The organism is Desulfotignum phosphitoxidans DSM 13687, from assembly GCF_000350545.1.
GTDB classification, from domain to species: Bacteria; Desulfobacterota; Desulfobacteria; order Desulfobacterales; family Desulfobacteraceae; genus Desulfotignum; species Desulfotignum phosphitoxidans.
In genome coordinates, this window is sequence record NZ_APJX01000002.1 from 272,215 (window position 1) to 287,933 (window position 15,719).

Here is a 15,719-nt window from a genome sequence, read left to right on the forward strand (position 1 = left end):
TGTTGTGTTACCATTTTTGGGTGGTGAAAAAAAACAAGGAGGAACTATTTATGAAAACGTTGATCGGCGGTGCAATTGCTGTGCTTCTCGGTGTGGTCGGACTGGCAGTATGGTTTGGTCATTTTTTGAACCTTCTGGCCGGATGTATTCCGCCTGTACTGTTGCTGGGCGGCGGGCTTGCACTGTATCTGGGGTTTGATGAACTCAAGGATTCCTGGAAGAATAAAGAAGGTAAAGACGCCCCTGCAGATGACAAATCAAGAATCGCTGAACTGGAAAAAGAATTGAACGATCTGAAAAAAAATTAAGTACCCGGTTCAAAAGAACCGATTCAAAGTATTAGCATACGAAAAGGGCCAGTGTTACACCGGCCCTTTTTTTGTTTGCGTGAAGCGCTTTCAAATTGAAAGGCATTGGTTAGTCATACAGATAGCTGGCCTGTGATTCGGCGATGAATGTCTCCAGTTCCGGCTGCCACCGGGCTTTGATTTCCCGGATGGCCGTCATGGCGCACAGATCGGTGCGAATGGCCGCATCTCCTAAAATCAGGTCCATGGGAAGGCGCTCATATTCATACTCATACGGGGGAGGCTTGAATTCAAAATCATCCGGATGACACTTGATGATCAGTTGTAAAGCCAGCAGGGATGCAGCATAGGGTTCAAATTTGTCTGGGTCCGTGACATGGATATGAAATCCTTTGCACACCTGACCCTGCCATTTGCCCGAAGTCGGCTGAAAATACACGGGTCTGAAACTGGCGCCTGCCACCTCCCGGTTCAATATCGGGGCCATGGCCGCTGTGTCCATGAACGGGGCCCCGAAGTACTCAAAGGGCAAAGTGGTGCCGCGGCCTTCACTGATATTGGTTCCTTCGAAAATCACCTGACCGGGGTAAACCATGCACGACAACGGTGTGGGCAGATTGGGCGAGGGAAGAATCCATGTCCGCCCGGTGTTACGCCAGTACATGTTGCGTTTCCATCCGGACATGGGCACTACTGTCAGATCGCATCCGATCTGACATGCCTGATTGAAATATCGGCAGATTTCTCCGACCGTCATGCCGTGGCGCATGGGAATGGGAAACCGGCCCACAAATGACGTACATTCTTGTTTTAAAACATTGCCTTCCACCCTTGTGCCGCCGATGGGATTGGGACGATCCAGAATGATCACTGATTTACCGGTTCGGGCCGCCAGTTCCATACAATAGGATATGGTATAGATAAAGGTATAAACACGAGTCCCCACATCCTGAATATCCACGATCAGCGTATCCAGATTATCAAACATCTGCGGTGTGGGAATCCGGGTGCGGCTGTAGAGGCTGTAGATGGGGATGCCCAGTTCAGGATCTCTGGTATGGGGGGATTCGATCATATTGTCCTGTTTTTCCGCATAAAATCCATGCTGTGGGGAAAAAAGCGTGGTCAGCCGGCCGGGAAGCAGATCCTGGATCACCTGGACAGCATGACGAAATTGAAAATCCACTGAGGCGGGGTTGGCAAGCAGGCCCAGCCGACGGTCTTTGAGTTCTGACGTAAACCCGTGTTTCAAATTTTCAAGCCCGATGGTGACACAAGGCGGCATAGCTTTCTCCAAAAATTTTCATAATTATCGAGTTATCGTTGACAAAATATCAAATCCTAACTATGTGAATGCCTGACCGCAACAATTTTTTATTTTATCTGTGTTTTTTGTTTTTTTTGGAAGGAAATTTTGTGCATGTTGTTCAAAATCAGTGAATCCATCGCCTCCATCAAACCCTATGAGGCGGGCAAGCCGTTAAAGGCGCTTGAAAGGGAGTACAACATTGAGTCTGCAGTGAAACTGGCATCCAATGAGAATCCATTGGGGTTTTCACCCCAGGTCACGGATGCGGTCATGAAAAATTTGCATCACATGAACCGGTATCCTGAGCCGGTGGCCCATGATCTGTGCCAAAACCTGGCCCGGTATCACAAAGTAGGCCCGGACAATATCGTTCTGGGAAACGGGTCGGATGATCTGATCGCTCTGCTGGCCCATGCATTCTTAAACCCGGGCGATTACGCAGTCATGCCGCTGCCCTCGTTTCTCATGTATGAAATCAGTGTGAAAACCGCCAAAGGCGCTCCTGTGATGGTGCCATTGTCCGGATTCGACACCCCTTTGTCAGCCATGCTTGATAAAATATCTTCCAGAACCAAACTGGTGTTTGTCACCAATCCCTTTAATCCTACCGGCAGTATCATTACAAAACACGCGTTCACCGCATTTGCCGATCAGGTGCCGCCGGATGTGCTGATCGTGGTGGATGAAGCATATATGGAATTTGTGCGGGATCCGGCTGTGTATAATTCCCTGGACACCCCTCTGGCAGACCCCCGGATCGTGACGTTGCGAACTTTTTCCAAAGCCTATGGCCTGGCCGGATTCAGGATCGGTTACGGCATCATGGACAAGGAGGCGGCACAGATTCTCAACCGTATCCGGCAGCCGTTCAATGTCAACGGGCTGGCCCAGGTGGCAGGAGAAGCGGCTCTGGCAGACCAGAATTTCCTGAGCAAAAGTGTTGACACGGTGCACCAGGGTATTGATTTTCTGACCCGGGAGTTGTCCTCACTCGGGTTGGATCCCCTGCCCACCCAGGCCAATTTTTTGATGGTGGATGTAAAAACCGATGCCACAAAACTGTTCACCCGGCTGCTGCACCACGGGGTGATTGTCCGGTCCATGAAATCCTACGGGTTTGACACGTTTTTACGAATCAACGCAGGCACTTTTCAGGAAAATCAGGCATGCATCGCAGCATTGAAAGCGGAACTGTCATGACTTATCGAATCATCACCATTGACGGCCCGGCCGGGTCCGGCAAAACAACGGTGAGTAAACTTTTGGCCCGGCAGCTGCACTGTGTCCGGGTGGATACCGGTGCCCTGTACCGGGCTGTAGCGTTTGAAATCCATCGGCAACACATCTGCTGGGAAAACGATGCGGCACTGGATGCATTTGTATCGGGTCTGGATTTGAGTGTGGTACTGGAAAACGAGGGAATGCGGGTTCTGTCTTCAGGCAACGATATCACGCCGTTTCTGCGTACACCTGAAATCACCATGCTGGCTTCTGCGACCTCGGCCAGACCGGCGGTCCGGTCCGCGCTCCTGGATATTCAACGCCGGATCGCCCGGCAGCAGGATGCGGTATTTGAAGGCCGGGACATGGGCACGGTGGTGTTTCCCGATGCCACGGTCAAGTTTTTTCTGGTAGCGGATCTGGCGGTTCGGGCCCGGCGTCGGTTTGATGAAATCCCGGATCCGGCAAAGGATTTATCCCGAATTCAGGCCGATATGGCCACCCGGGACAACCAGGATATCCGGCGGACTCAGGCTCCGTTGAAACCCGCGTCGGATGCGATTCTGATCGATTCTTCCCGGCTGACGGCACCCCAGGTGGTGGAAGAGATGCTCAAACATCTGTAGAATCAAGAAAAACTATCGATTATCTTATTGATTTTTTTTTTACTGATTGCTATAAAGGTAAATTGTACCCGCATTCTTTGACCCATTTTGACCATCCAGGGATGCGAGTAACTAAATTCGATTAGGGGGATTAATATTAATGAACAACATTGCTGAAGAGAACGAAAACCAGGAAATGAATACTGAAGAGTTAGAGACACAAAACGTGGACGTCGAGGCCCGGGACACTGAATTGGATACCCAGGAAGAATCCAATGCAATCGAAGAAGTGAATGCCCTGTCACCGGAGACGGAAATCACCGGTGAAGAAACCATGGAAGAATTATTGGGCATTTATGAATCCAGCCTCAAAAAATTTGAGGAAGGGCAGGTCGTCACCGGCACTGTCATATCCGTGGGCCGTGATATGGTCCTGGTGGATGTGGGATATAAATCAGAAGGCCGGATCTCTATTCAGGAATTCATTGATGAGCAAGGCAATGTCAATGTCAAGGTGGGTGATCAGTTCGAGGTTATGATCGAAGTCTGGGACGAAGAAGAGGAAACCGTGCTTCTGTCCCGTGACAAGGCCAAAAAAGTCAAGGTGTGGGATGCCATCAAGGAGATTTATGATGCAGACGGCACCATTGAAGGCGTTATCACCAATCGGGTCAAAGGCGGATTTTCCGTGGATATCGGCCTTCAGGCGTTTCTGCCCGGATCCCAGGCCGATCTGCGTCCCATCCGCAACATGGATGAAATGGTTAACAAAACCTATGAATTCAAGATTCTCAAGTACAATAAGAGACGCAACAATATTGTTCTGTCCCGGCGGGTACTGCTGGAAGCGGAACGGGAAAAACTGCGGGCCGCCACCCTGGAAGCCATTGAAAATGACAAGGTGATGGAAGGGATCGTCAAAAATATCACGGAATACGGCATCTTTGTGGATCTCGGCGGTGTGGACGGATTGCTACACATCACCGATATCTCCTGGGGCCGTGTGAAACATCCGTCTGAACTTTATTCGGTGGGTGATAAAATCACGGTCAAGATTCTGTCCTATGATTTTGAAAAAGAGCGTGTATCTTTGGGCATGAAACAACTGACACCCGATCCCTGGACCACGGCAGTGGACAAATATCCCATTGGTTCGAAAATTATGGGTAAAGTGGTCAGCCTGACCGACTACGGTGCGTTCATTGAGCTGGAAGAAGGGGTTGAAGGGCTGATCCATGTGAGTGAAATGTCCTGGACCCGGAAAATCCGGCATCCATCCCAGATGGTCACTGTGGGAGAGGAAATCGAGGCCGTGGTTCTGGATCTCAAACCGGATAACCGGCGAATTTCTCTGGGAATCAAGCAGACCCAGGAAAATCCCTGGGAAGTGATTTCCCAGAAATATCCCGTGGGCACCATCATTGAAGGTAAAATCAAAAACATCACTGAATTCGGCCTGTTCATCGGTATTGACGATGATATTGACGGGCTGGTGCATATTTCTGATATTTCATGGACTAAACGGATCAAGCATCCGTCTGAAGTCTATAAAAAAGGAGATACGATTCAGGCCGTGGTTCTGGATATTGACAAGGCCAATGAACGGTTCTCTTTGGGAATTAAACAGACCCAGTCGGATCCCTGGGAAACAGTTGCCCAGCGATATGAAGTGGGCAAGGAGATTTCCGGTGTCATCACCAATCTAACGGATTTCGGCGTGTTTGTGGAACTGGAAGAAGGCATTGAAGGGCTGGTGCATGTGTCTGAAATCAGTAAAGAAAATGTCAAAAGCCCCAAAGACCACTACCAGGTGGGAGACAGCATCACTGCCAAGGTCATGAACATCAATTCAGATGAACGCCGCATCGGGCTTTCCATCAAACGCCTGGAAGATGACGATGATGACAGATATCTGGAGGAATTTGCCAAGAACATGCGACCGGCAACCTCTTCTTTTGGAGAGATTCTGCGCAACAACATCCAGGAGCAGATTGAAGCCAATAAAACCCAGGAAAACAAGAAAGATAAGTAAACACAGCGGTTTTCAATCTACATCCATGTGTTGATAAACGGTTCAGGGCCGGGCAAATATTCATTTTGCCCGGCCCTTTATATATGTGTATGATTTGAAAAGGAGGCTTTGTTCATGTTTTCACGACGTCATCCCATCCTGTTTTTCCTGCTGATTCTAACCGCTTGTGCCACAGTTCTGTGCGTGGGCGGAATGCTGGTGGTTTTTTCCGTTTCCCGCATGGTGTTCTCCACTGCCGGTACGTTTCATGAACCCAAAGGCAATATCGGTATCGTTGAAGTGACCGGTCCGATTCTATCTTCCAGGCAGGTGATTGAAAATATCAAGATATTCCGGGATGATGATGACATCAAAGCCATTGTTGTCCGGGTGGACAGCCCCGGCGGAGGGGTGGGACCTTCCCAGGAGATTTTCAGGGAACTGATGAAAACCCGGCCGGTGAAAACCGTGGTCGCTTCCATGGGATCTGTGGCAGCGTCCGGCGGATATTATATCGCTGCCGGGGCTCAGGCCATTGTGGCCAATCCGGGAACCATTACCGGCAGCATCGGCGTGATCATGGAACATGTCAATCTGACGGAACTGGTGCAAAAAATCGGGATTTCGCCTCGGGTCATCAAAAGCGGTGAATTCAAGGACCTGGGTTCCCCGTTTCGGGAACTGGGAGACAACGAGCGGCAATTGCTTCAGGAGCTGGTGGATGAGCTTCACCAGCAGTTTGTATCGGATGCGGCCCGGGCCCGGAATATAGAAAAACAAATAATGGGTGAAATTGCAGACGGCCGGATTTATACCGGGCAGACGGCTCTGGACCTGAATCTGGTTGACCGCCTGGGAAATCTGGACGATGCGGTGGTCTGGGCCGCAGAACTGGCAGAAATGGATCAGGAGCCGGTTCCGGTGTATCCGAAAGACAATCCCATATCGGTGCTGCGAAAAATGACCCAGACCTTATTCAAAGATCTCAATATCTCCGGCACCATAACGGATAATCTCCGGTACATCATCCATTAAGGAGATCACGGATGAAGCGGTTCCGGGTACCGGTCCTCCGTCAATGACCACATCCAGGCGGGTGCCGAAATAATCATGAAGCAAAGACGGGTCCTGAAACACCGTGCCTTCGGGATCTGTGGCGGAAGTGGAGATAATGGGGTTGCCCAGTTCTAAGGCCAGTGCTAAAGCGATCTTGTGGTCCGGTACGCGGATACCGGCGGTTTTCCGGTTGGTGAGCATGATTTTGGGCACCATCCTGGATCCCGGCAGCACAAAGGTGTACGGGCCCGGCAGTAATCGTTTCATATTCCGGTAAGCGATATTGGATACCTTGGCATAGGTGGCGATATCTTTCAGGTCCGGGCAGATAAAGCTGAAGGGTTTGCTGGGGTTGCGCTGTTTGATGGCATACACCTGTTCTATGGCTTTTTTGTTCATGATATCACAGCCGATACCATAGAATGTATCTGTGGGATAGGCGATGATACCGCCTTTTCTGAGGATATCCACGACCCGGGAAACCAGTCGTTCCTGGGGATTGTCCGGATTTATTTTCAGCAGCATGAGCGGGTTTCCTGTATAAATTGAATTCAATCTATCAATATAGCACATCTGGCCTTAGCGGCAAATGAAAAACCATGTGTCATTCTTGACTTGACCCCGGGATATGAGTAACGTTATTGTAATAGATCATTTCTAAAAAAGGAGGGCTGTATGGAAAAACAGGTTCTCGTTCCTGTGGATCAATCCCGGACTTCGCTGCAGGCAGTCAGGTATGCGGCCCGGGTATCGTCTTTTATCAAGGATTTACATTGTGTGCTGTATCATGTGCAGGCCCCGGTGTCATTGTATCTTAAAGAAGAAGCGGCCAGGGATATGCATGTCCGTGCCCAGATGAACCGGGTGTTGAAAAAAAATGAAGCCGCAGCCATGGAACTGCTGAACCGGCTTAAATCTGAAATGACGGATGCCGGTTTTCCAAAAGATCGTATCCGTCTGTTGACCCGGCCCCGGGAACTGGGACTGGCACAGGATGTGATCGAATATGCCCAGAAAAAAATGATGGATGCCATTGTGGTGGGGCGACGGGGCGTATCAGGGATTCACAAATTTTTTGATACCAGCGTTTCCGAAGCCATTCTGGAACGATCTCAGGTGATCCCCGTATGGATGGTGAACAAAGATGCGGGGCAGAATTCGACTGAAAAGATTCTGGTGGCCATTGACGGATCTGAAGATGCCTTGCGGGCGGTGGATCACGTGGGATTCATGATATCGGAAAATAAAGAGGTCCACGTCACACTGATCCATGTCACCAACACAGCCCATAATTATTGTGAAATCAACCTGGAGGACGATCCCGAATTTGTCCAGATTATTGAAAAAAAGGATCGGGCCTGTGTGGATCAGTTCTACCCCCAGGCCATGGATAAATTTAAACAGATGGGACTGTCACAGAATCAGGTGGATGTTCATACGCTGCAAGGTTCCCGACGTATCGGGCAGGATGTGGTGACCTATGCGGAAAAAAACAAATTCAATACCCTGGTCATCGGCCGGCGGGGTATCAATAAATCATTTTTCATGGGATCCGTGTCCAGGCAGATCATCAGTCATGCATCAGATATTGCCGTCTGGATCGTTCCATAAGACTTAAGCGCACAGGCCGTTTAACCGTCTCCGAAACTGATACCTAAGGCCCGGGCGGTCATGACCAGTTCCCCTTCCCGGGGCACGGTGCGGATCCGGTCTACGGCATCGGCCAGAAAGACCGGCGCAATCCCGGTCCCGGTCAACGCGGCCATCATGCCGAACTGGTTTCTGGCAATCATCTGAACGGCATAAACCCCGAACCGGGTGCACAATTGACGGTCAAACTGCGTGGGTGTACCGCCCCGCTGCAAATGGCCCAACACCACGCATCGGGATTCTTTCCCGGTTCTTGACTGGATTTCTTCGGCCACCTGCTCCCCGATGCCCCCCAGACGGATTTCCCGGTCTGTGTGGTTTGCAAAGCCGGCAATTAAATCCTGACCGGCAGGGCTGGCGCCTTCCGCCACAATGACAAGGGTGAACAGTTTTCCCTCGGTCTCACGGGCGTTGATTTTTCGGCACACCGCATCATAATTAAACGGAAATTCAGGTATGAGAATGACGTCAGCCCCGCCGGCCAGACCGGCCTGTGCCGCAATCCAGCCGGCATACCGGCCCATGACTTCTAAAACCATGACCCGGTCATGGCTCTGGGCCGTGCTGTGAAGCCGATCCAATGCATCCACGGCACAGGAGACTGCGGTGTCAAACCCGAATGTCATGAGCGTGGCATCCAAGTCGTTGTCAATGGTTTTGGGAACGCCCACCACAGGCCATCCATGCTCATGCATCTGCAATGCCACGGTCAGGGTGCCGTCTCCACCAATGGCTACCAGGGCGGACAAGCCCAGACGGTCAAAGTTGGTCTTTGCCTGGGCCAGAATGCTGGAATCGATTTGACGGGTTTTTCCCTGCCCGGTTTTAGCGGAAAAAGGGCCGCTGCTGGCCGTGCCTAAAATCGTGCCGCCCCGGACCAGCAGGCCGTCCATATCCTTGATGGACAGGGGCCGGGTTTTCATGGGCGTCAGGAGCCCGTCATAGCCGCCGTGGATACCGATGCTTTCCCATCCCTGCAGGGCAGCGGCTTTGACAATGGCCCGGATAACCGCATTAAGACCGGGGCAGTCACCGCCACCGGTGACAATGCCTATTTTCTTTTTTTTATGGGTGGTGTTCATGACTTTCCTAGTGTATTTTTAAGGCAAACAAACTCAGGACATGCTATCAGATATGACGGGTTCAGACAATACATTTTACCGGCGGCACAAGGGGTGGACCGCCTTTCTGCTGCTGGTATTTCTGGTGGTGGTGTTTCAGTCGGGCCGCCGGATCATACTGCCCAACGAGCAGCAGCTTCGACATGCGTTTCACCTCAAGGTCCAGACCTGGTTTCCTGAAGCCGCCCGCAACTTGGCCCAAAGACAGGGAATCCATCCTTTTCGTCCTGAAGATGCGTCCAAAGATCGATCTTTTCCAGGCCGTGTGATTCTGATCCACGGCCTGGATGACCCGGGCATCATGTGGGATGATTTGGCTCCGATCCTTTGGAAAAATCAATTCCAGGTGTTCATTATGTCTTACCCCAATGACCAGGCCATCCGGGCATCTTCAAACTTCTTTTTTGACAGCATGCAAAAGCTGGCACAAACAAATTCATCCCCGGTGTTTATTGTGGCCCATTCCATGGGCGGGCTGGTGGCCCGGGATATGCTCACCTGTCCAAAAATAAATTATTCACAAGCAGCGGCGGCTGGAAAAGTGCCGGATGTCAAACGGCTCATTCTGGTGGGAACCCCGAATCAGGGCGCACAAATGGCAAGGTTCCGGATCATCACCGAGATCAAGGACCAGATATTTCACCTGTTCAAGCCGGGCACCCACTGGCTGCACTGCCTGCTGGACGGTACGGGTGCGGCCGGGGTGGATCTTCTGCCCGGCAGCCGGTTTCTGACTCAGTTGAATCAGCGGCCATTTCCCGGGGATGTGCCCATTGATATCATTGCGGGAATGATTTTTTTTTCCCGGGAACCCACGGATGTGAAAAATATGCTGGGTGACGGCCTGGTCTCTGTGAACGCCACCCGGCTCAATGACCTGCCTTTGATCCGGGTGCCGGGCAATCATTTTTCCATGATCCGGAATCTGACCCGCGCAAGCACCCGGGTCCCTCCGGCAATTCCTGAAATACTGGCCAAACTTGAGTGATGACTGCTTCTGTTTTTAAAATCATAATTCTGATTTTTTTGCTTGGACTGACTGCGGGGTGCCGGACCCCTGAAGCGTTCCGCCGGGATGTGGATGCCGCTGCCCTGCAGAGGGTGACCCAAACCCGCTCACAGATACTTGAAAAAGAATCAAAATTCAGCATTGAAAAACCCGGAGACACGTTGCGGCGGCGACTGCTTCAACAGCTGTCTTTGCCGGTTGCCGGGCCGGCATCCCTGGGAACGGGTCATCTGCTGGAAATTCCCCACTGGCCGGAACCCGGGTTTCCCGCAGCCATCCAGACGCCGGATACCCATCGGGAAAAACAGGCATCCCCATTGACCCTGTCTTTGTTTCAATCTCTGGAAATCGGTGCCCAGAACAGTTTTGAGTTTCAAACCAGGAAAGAAGCCGTGTTCCAGGCAGGTCTGGCCCTGTATCTGGAGCAGGATTTTTTTCGAAATAAGGTCATCGGGCAGGTGCAACAGCTGTTCAGTGCGGATCTGTCCACGGATCCCGACCGGAAAGGGACCCGCTCCAGTATGGAAATGACCAGTGAACGCCGGTTTGAAAGCGGACCTGTATTGACGGCATCTCTGGCGGCGGATCTGGCCTCTTTGCTGTTCAGCGGAGGCAATTCGTCACTGGGACTTCTCGGAGATGCCAGTCTGTCTATTCCGTTGCTGCGGGGATCAGGCCGGCATATTGTCACAGAACCCCTGCGGCAGGCCGAGCAGAACCTGGTGTATGCCATTCTGGAATTCGAGCAATTCAAACAAACATTTGCTGTGGCTGTGGGCCGTCAGTATCTGAACCTGTTACAGCAGATGGACACGGTAGACAATGCCCGGGATGACTATACAAGGCGCCAGGCACTGACGCTTCGAAGCCGGCGTTTGGGTGATGCCGGCCGGCTCAAGGAGATCGAGGTGGATCAGTCCGTCCAGACTCAGCTGGTGGCAAGGCAGCGATGGCTTTCCGCCCAGGAGGCGTTCAAAAAGCAGATGGATTCCTTTAAAATGCTGCTGGGGTTGCCGCCGGATGCTGAAATCCGTCTGGATATGGCACCTCTCAGGCAGATGGAAAAAATGGATGATTTACATCGGGACCCAGAGGTTCCCGGTCCTTTGGAGCTGTCCGAGCAAACCGCCATTTCTCTGGGCCTGGCCCGGCGGCGGGATTTGCAGGTGGCCCAGGGAAAAGTGTTTGATGCCCAACGGGCCGTGGTGGTGGCAGCCGATGCCCTGGGCGCTGAGCTGACGTTTCTGGGATCGGCCTCCCTGGGGGAGCGGCGAACCATCACCACCGCAGATCTTGACAATGCCCGGCTTCGCACGGACAAAGGGGTTTTCTCCGCGTTGTTGACCCTGGATCTGCCGTTTGAGCGAACCGCTGAAGCAGTGACCTACCGCAACCGGTTCATTCAGCTGGAACAGGCGGTGCGGGAGGTTCAGAAACTGGAAGACACCCTGAAAATCGAAATACGCAGCCGGTTAAGGGAATTGTTCGAGGCCAGACAGACCTTGTTTATCCAGGCCCAGGCCGTGGCTCTGGCGGAAAAGCGGGTGAAAAGTATTTCGTTGTTCATGGAGGCGGGCAGGGCTGAAACCCGGGATCTGCTGGAAGCCCAGGATGCGTTGCTGGCTGCCCAGAACAATCTGACGGCGGCAAGGGTCAATTACCGGATCGCGGAGCTGGAGATTCAACGGGATATGGGAGTGCTTATGGTCACGGATACCGGGTTGTGGCAGGAATATTCACCAAAAGGATCGTTTTGATGTCAGGCAAAAAATTAAAGATTTGGGGGGTAGTGCTGGTGGTGCTTGGAACCTTTTTTCTGGTTTTGTGGCACCGATTTTCGGACTCTCCTGAACCATTGTCCCGAAATGCCGTGTATGAGGTGAGATCCGGGCCGTTGACCATCGATCTGGTGGAGTCCGGTACCATCAAGGCCAGGGAGCAGTTGATCATCAAAAACGAGGTGGAGGGAAAAACGTCCATTCTCTATCTGATTCCCGAGGGCACCCAGGTGAAAAAAGGGGACCTGCTGGTGGAACTGGATGCCAGTGCATTGATGGATGCAAGAATCGATCAGGAAATCAAGGTGCAGAATGCGGACGCCGCATTTGTCAATGCCACCGAAACCCTGGCAGTGGTGGAGAACCAGGCCCAAAGCGACCTGGATCTGGCAAAACTGACCCTGGATTTTGCCCGCCAGGACTTGAAAAAATACACGGATGGCGAATATCCCAATGCATTGCAGAAAGCCAACGCAGAAATCACCCTGGCCCAGGAAGAACTGGCCCGGGCCAGGGAACGGCTGGATTGGTCCAAAACCCTGTATAAAGAAAAATTTATTTCCCAGACTGAGCTGGCAGCCGATGAACTGGCTGAGAAAAAAAAGGCTCTGGATTTGACCCTGGCAGAAAACAATCTGGATCTGCTGGTCAATTATACCAACCAACGGGATCTGGCCCAGCGCAAAAGTGATGTCAGTCAGGCCGAGATGGCCCTGGAGCGGACAAGGCGCAAAGCCCGGGCCGATGTGGTGCAGGCCCAGGCTGAGCTCAAAGCCAGAGAAGCCGAGTTTAAACGACAGAAGGACAAACTGGAAAAAATTTTGACCCAGCTGGAAAAAACAAAAATTATTTCTCCGGCCCAGGGACTGGTGATTTATGCCACCAGCGCCCAGGGCGGCATGTTTAGGAGAAATACGGAACCGCTTCAGGAAGGCCAGGATATCCGGGAGCGCCAGGAACTGATCTATCTGCCCACGGCCAGTTCCAGCAATGCGGAAGTCGCCATCCATGAATCCAATCTTAAAAAAGTCCGGAAAGGTATGCCGGCAAAAGTGACTGTGGATGCGTTGCCCGGCCGGGAATTTTCCGGCAGAATCATGCATATCGCCCCGCTGCCCGATGCCCAGAGCATCTGGATGAATCCGGATTTGAAAGTATTCACCACCCAGATTTTTCTGGATGGAAATGACAAAGATATGAGAACCGGCATGAGCTGTCAGGCCCAAATTATTGTGGAGACCCATGACAATGTGATGTCCGTGCCGGTTCAGGCGGTTCTTCAGGTCCAGGGCATTCCCACGGTATATGTGAAAGCCGGCAATGAATTTGTTCCCCGGCAGGTGGAGATCGGTCTGGACAACAACCGGTTGATTCATGTGAAAGATGGGCTGAAGACCGGTGATATTGTACTGCTCACCCCGCCCCTCAAGGATGCGGGCAAAGATGCCGCCCCTTTGACGGCCCCTGTCCCTCTCCCGGAGCAGGAAACAGGATCATGACGTCGGACAAAGCCAATGATGCTTCCAGATCACTGATCTGTCTTGAAAATGCAAAAAAGATCTACACCATGGGCCGTCAGCAGGTGGCAGCCCTGGACGGAATGGATGTGGCATTTGAAAAGGGTAGTTTCTGGGCAGTTATGGGATCCAGCGGGTCCGGGAAAAGCACCTTGATGAATGTCATCGGATGCCTGGACCGTCTGACTTCGGGCCGGTACCTGTTTCAGGGCAGAAATATCAGTGCACATACCGATGATGCCTTAAGTGATATCCGGCTGCGGCATATCGGGTTTATTTTCCAGAGTTTTAATCTGATTCCCCAGCTCACGGTGCAGCGCAATATTGAGCTGCCGCTGTACTATCTGGGCTGGGACAAGGAAAAAAGTGCAAACCACGCCCAAAATCTGGCATCCATGGTGGGACTTGAAACACGGCTGACGCACCGGCCGTTTGAACTGTCGGGCGGGCAGATGCAGCGGGTGGCCATTGCCCGGGCCCTGGCCGCGGACCCGGAACTGATTCTGGCGGATGAACCCACCGGCAATCTGGATACCCGAACCAGTGAACAGATCATGGCATTGCTGGGATCCCTCCATGACGGGGGAAAAACCATTATTATGGTGACCCACGAATCCCAAATCGCTGAATATGCCCAAAATCGGCTTTATATGAAAGACGGGCGTATCCTGAAGATGGACAAAAAAGTGACATGAAACAGATCCAGTTTTCCAGGGAATTGTCCTCGGGCATCCAGACGCTTTTGCTACACAAGCTGCGGTCATTTCTCACCATGCTGGGGGTGGTGTTCGGGGTGGGCAGCGTGGTGGCCATGCTGGCCGTGGGGGAGGGGGCCAGCAAAGAAGCCCTGGAACAGATCCGGAAACTGGGCAGCCACAATATCCTGATTTCATCGGTCAAACCGGCGGAAGAAGACGCGGCCGGCACCACCCCGTCGTTCATGAGTATCTATGGGTTGACTTATATGGATCATGAACGGATCGCCCAGAGTTTTTCTTCCGTTAAAAAAAACGTGCCTGTCAAATTGGTGCGCAAAGAGGCCCGGATCGGACATCGGGCCGTGGAATTGCGGGTGGTGGGAACCAGTGACCAGTGGTTTGAGGTGATTCCCAGACCTGTGCTGGGGGGCCGGACCCTGATGCAAAAAGATCTGGCCGCCAAATCGCCGGTGGTGGTTCTCACGGAATTCGGTGCCAGAAAACTGCTGGCCACCCGGCAGACCATCGGCCAGACCATTCGCTTAGGGGTGGACAGTTTTGCCGTGATCGGTATTGTCAAAAATGAAACCGGCGCGTCCGGGGCCATGCAGATCCCGGACCGGGAAATCGATGCCTATATCCCCATTACCACGGCCATGTCCTATTTTGGCGATGTGGTGATAAAAATGTCTTCCGGGTCGCGCCTGAGAGAAAAAGTGGAGCTCAATCAGATCATTGTTCAGGTGGCATCCCTGGATCAGGTGGAACCTTCGGCCCGGGCCATTGAGCGCATGCTGTCTTTGTTTCACAAAAAAAAGGATTTTCAGATCCAGGTCCCCCTGGCCCTGCTCAAGCAGGCGGAAGCCACCAAACGTACCTTCAATATTGTGCTGGGAGCCATTGCCGGGATCAGCCTGCTGGTGGGCGGTATCGGCATCATGAACATCATGCTGGCATCGGTGACGGAACGGACCCGGGAAATCGGTATCCGCCGGGCCATCGGTGCCAAAAGAAAACAGATCATCATCCAGTTTTTGATCGAGGCAATGGTATTGTCTTTTGTGGGCGGCATACTGGGACTGGCAATGGGGGTCGCCATTCCTTTTTTTATTACCTGGTTTGCGAAAATGCCCACAGTCATCACACCCATGGGCATTTTACTGCCGTTGTGTGTGAGTCTGGGTATCGGCATTGTTTTCGGGTTGTATCCGGCGGCCCGGGCGGCCCGGGTGGATCCGATCGTGGCTTTGCGGCATGAGTAGGTACAAGGCCGCCCCCCGGAGGGGGCACCGCTGGTGTCCCACCGCCAGCACCGACGTCAAGGGATATAAGATCTTGCCTTGAAGATCCAAATTTGTTAAAAGATTGTGTTTATAAATACCGGTTGGGGGATTCAATTTCAGGCTGTTGTTTTTCACCTTCCTGTCAAGGCTGCT

Annotated in this window: 14 protein-coding genes; 11 read left to right on the forward strand and 3 right to left on the reverse strand. The window is 52.3% G+C overall.

Features of this window, described 5'->3' with window-relative positions:
• Window positions 1–50 precede the first annotated feature (50 nt).
• Window positions 51–308: a hypothetical protein gene (locus DPO_RS05800; RefSeq protein WP_006964818.1), complete on the forward strand. Its 258-nt coding sequence runs from the start codon at window positions 51–53 to the stop codon at window positions 306–308.
• A gap of 109 nt (window positions 309–417) precedes the next feature.
• Here the strand turns inward: DPO_RS05800 and DPO_RS05805 are convergent, their stop codons facing one another.
• The gene (locus tag DPO_RS05805) at window positions 418–1,593 is read right to left on the reverse strand and encodes an exo-beta-N-acetylmuramidase NamZ family protein (protein WP_006964819.1); all 1,176 of its coding nucleotides are present in this window, start codon (window positions 1,591–1,593) and stop codon (window positions 418–420) included.
• Window positions 1,594–1,728: 135 nt separating this feature from the next.
• On the opposite strand from DPO_RS05805, the gene hisC reads away from it, so the two are divergent.
• From hisC to sppA, 4 genes are all read left to right on the forward strand, one after another.
• Complete coding sequence (gene hisC, locus DPO_RS05810; protein ID WP_006964820.1) at window positions 1,729–2,817, forward strand: histidinol-phosphate transaminase; 1,089 nt, start codon at window positions 1,729–1,731, stop codon at window positions 2,815–2,817.
• Window positions 2,814–3,464 carry a (d)CMP kinase gene (cmk, locus tag DPO_RS05815; RefSeq protein WP_040011654.1) on the forward strand — a complete coding sequence of 217 codons (651 nt, stop codon included), beginning with the start codon at window positions 2,814–2,816 and terminating at the stop codon, window positions 3,462–3,464. The genes hisC and cmk overlap by 4 nt, the downstream gene beginning before the upstream one ends.
• 139 nt (window positions 3,465–3,603) lie before the next feature.
• Window positions 3,604–5,475, forward strand: coding sequence for a 30S ribosomal protein S1 (locus DPO_RS05820; protein WP_006964822.1), 1,872 nt, complete (start codon window positions 3,604–3,606; stop codon window positions 5,473–5,475).
• Window positions 5,476–5,589: 114 nt separating this feature from the next.
• Window positions 5,590–6,489 (forward strand): signal peptide peptidase SppA, encoded by a 900-nt coding sequence (gene sppA, locus DPO_RS05825; RefSeq protein ID WP_006964823.1) that lies wholly within the window; start codon window positions 5,590–5,592, stop codon window positions 6,487–6,489.
• Here the strand turns inward: sppA and DPO_RS05830 are convergent.
• Complete coding sequence (locus DPO_RS05830) at window positions 6,427–7,035, reverse strand: L-threonylcarbamoyladenylate synthase (RefSeq protein ID WP_006964824.1); 609 nt, start codon at window positions 7,033–7,035, stop codon at window positions 6,427–6,429. The genes sppA and DPO_RS05830 overlap by 63 nt on opposite strands.
• A 150-nt stretch (window positions 7,036–7,185) precedes the next feature.
• Between DPO_RS05830 and DPO_RS05835 the strand changes: the two genes are divergently transcribed.
• Window positions 7,186–8,121 (forward strand): universal stress protein, encoded by a 936-nt coding sequence (locus DPO_RS05835; RefSeq protein WP_006964825.1) that lies wholly within the window; start codon window positions 7,186–7,188, stop codon window positions 8,119–8,121.
• 20 nt (window positions 8,122–8,141) lie between these two features.
• Here the strand turns inward: DPO_RS05835 and DPO_RS05840 are convergent, their stop codons facing one another.
• Window positions 8,142–9,242 carry a 6-phosphofructokinase gene (locus tag DPO_RS05840; protein ID WP_006964826.1) on the reverse strand — a complete coding sequence of 367 codons (1,101 nt, stop codon included), beginning with the start codon at window positions 9,240–9,242 and terminating at the stop codon, window positions 8,142–8,144.
• Between the two features lie 52 nt (window positions 9,243–9,294).
• Between DPO_RS05840 and DPO_RS05845 the strand changes: the two genes are divergently transcribed.
• From DPO_RS05845 to DPO_RS05865, 5 genes are read left to right on the forward strand one after another with little or no spacing between them, the layout of a single operon-like run.
• The gene (locus tag DPO_RS05845; RefSeq protein WP_006964827.1) at window positions 9,295–10,269 is read left to right on the forward strand and encodes a PGAP1-like alpha/beta domain-containing protein; all 975 of its coding nucleotides are present in this window, start codon (window positions 9,295–9,297) and stop codon (window positions 10,267–10,269) included.
• Window positions 10,269–12,047 (forward strand): TolC family protein, encoded by a 1,779-nt coding sequence (locus DPO_RS05850; RefSeq protein WP_006964828.1) that lies wholly within the window; start codon window positions 10,269–10,271, stop codon window positions 12,045–12,047. Before DPO_RS05845 ends, DPO_RS05850 begins: the two co-directional genes overlap by 1 nt.
• A complete protein-coding gene (locus tag DPO_RS05855) occupies window positions 12,047–13,567 on the forward strand; it encodes an efflux RND transporter periplasmic adaptor subunit (protein ID WP_006964829.1) in 1,521 nt (506 codons plus the stop codon). The genes DPO_RS05850 and DPO_RS05855 overlap by 1 nt, the downstream gene beginning before the upstream one ends.
• A complete protein-coding gene (locus tag DPO_RS05860; RefSeq protein WP_006964830.1) occupies window positions 13,564–14,280 on the forward strand; it encodes an ABC transporter ATP-binding protein in 717 nt (238 codons plus the stop codon). The genes DPO_RS05855 and DPO_RS05860 overlap by 4 nt, the downstream gene beginning before the upstream one ends.
• Complete coding sequence (locus tag DPO_RS05865) at window positions 14,277–15,545, forward strand: ABC transporter permease (protein WP_006964831.1); 1,269 nt, start codon at window positions 14,277–14,279, stop codon at window positions 15,543–15,545. The genes DPO_RS05860 and DPO_RS05865 overlap by 4 nt, the downstream gene beginning before the upstream one ends.
• Window positions 15,546–15,719: the final 174 nt, after the last annotated feature.

Bases quoted from the DNA above. Each gene is read 5' to 3' on its own strand.
- DPO_RS05800 (WP_006964818.1), top strand. From the start codon at position 51: ATGAAAACGTTGATCGGCGGTGCAATTGCTGTGCTTCTCGGTGTGGTC.
- DPO_RS05805 (WP_006964819.1), bottom strand. From the start codon at position 1,593: ATGCCGCCTTGTGTCACCATCGGGCTTGAAAATTTGAAACACGGGTTT.
- hisC (WP_006964820.1), top strand. From the start codon at position 1,729: ATGTTGTTCAAAATCAGTGAATCCATCGCCTCCATCAAACCCTATGAG.
- cmk (WP_040011654.1), top strand. From the start codon at position 2,814: ATGACTTATCGAATCATCACCATTGACGGCCCGGCCGGGTCCGGCAAA.
- DPO_RS05820 (WP_006964822.1), top strand. From the start codon at position 3,604: ATGAACAACATTGCTGAAGAGAACGAAAACCAGGAAATGAATACTGAA.
- sppA (WP_006964823.1), top strand. From the start codon at position 5,590: ATGTTTTCACGACGTCATCCCATCCTGTTTTTCCTGCTGATTCTAACC.
- DPO_RS05830 (WP_006964824.1), bottom strand. From the start codon at position 7,035: ATGCTGCTGAAAATAAATCCGGACAATCCCCAGGAACGACTGGTTTCC.
- DPO_RS05835 (WP_006964825.1), top strand. From the start codon at position 7,186: ATGGAAAAACAGGTTCTCGTTCCTGTGGATCAATCCCGGACTTCGCTG.
- DPO_RS05840 (WP_006964826.1), bottom strand. From the start codon at position 9,242: ATGAACACCACCCATAAAAAAAAGAAAATAGGCATTGTCACCGGTGGC.
- DPO_RS05845 (WP_006964827.1), top strand. From the start codon at position 9,295: ATGACGGGTTCAGACAATACATTTTACCGGCGGCACAAGGGGTGGACC.
- DPO_RS05850 (WP_006964828.1), top strand. From the start codon at position 10,269: ATGACTGCTTCTGTTTTTAAAATCATAATTCTGATTTTTTTGCTTGGA.
- DPO_RS05855 (WP_006964829.1), top strand. From the start codon at position 12,047: ATGTCAGGCAAAAAATTAAAGATTTGGGGGGTAGTGCTGGTGGTGCTT.
- DPO_RS05860 (WP_006964830.1), top strand. From the start codon at position 13,564: ATGACGTCGGACAAAGCCAATGATGCTTCCAGATCACTGATCTGTCTT.
- DPO_RS05865 (WP_006964831.1), top strand. From the start codon at position 14,277: ATGAAACAGATCCAGTTTTCCAGGGAATTGTCCTCGGGCATCCAGACG.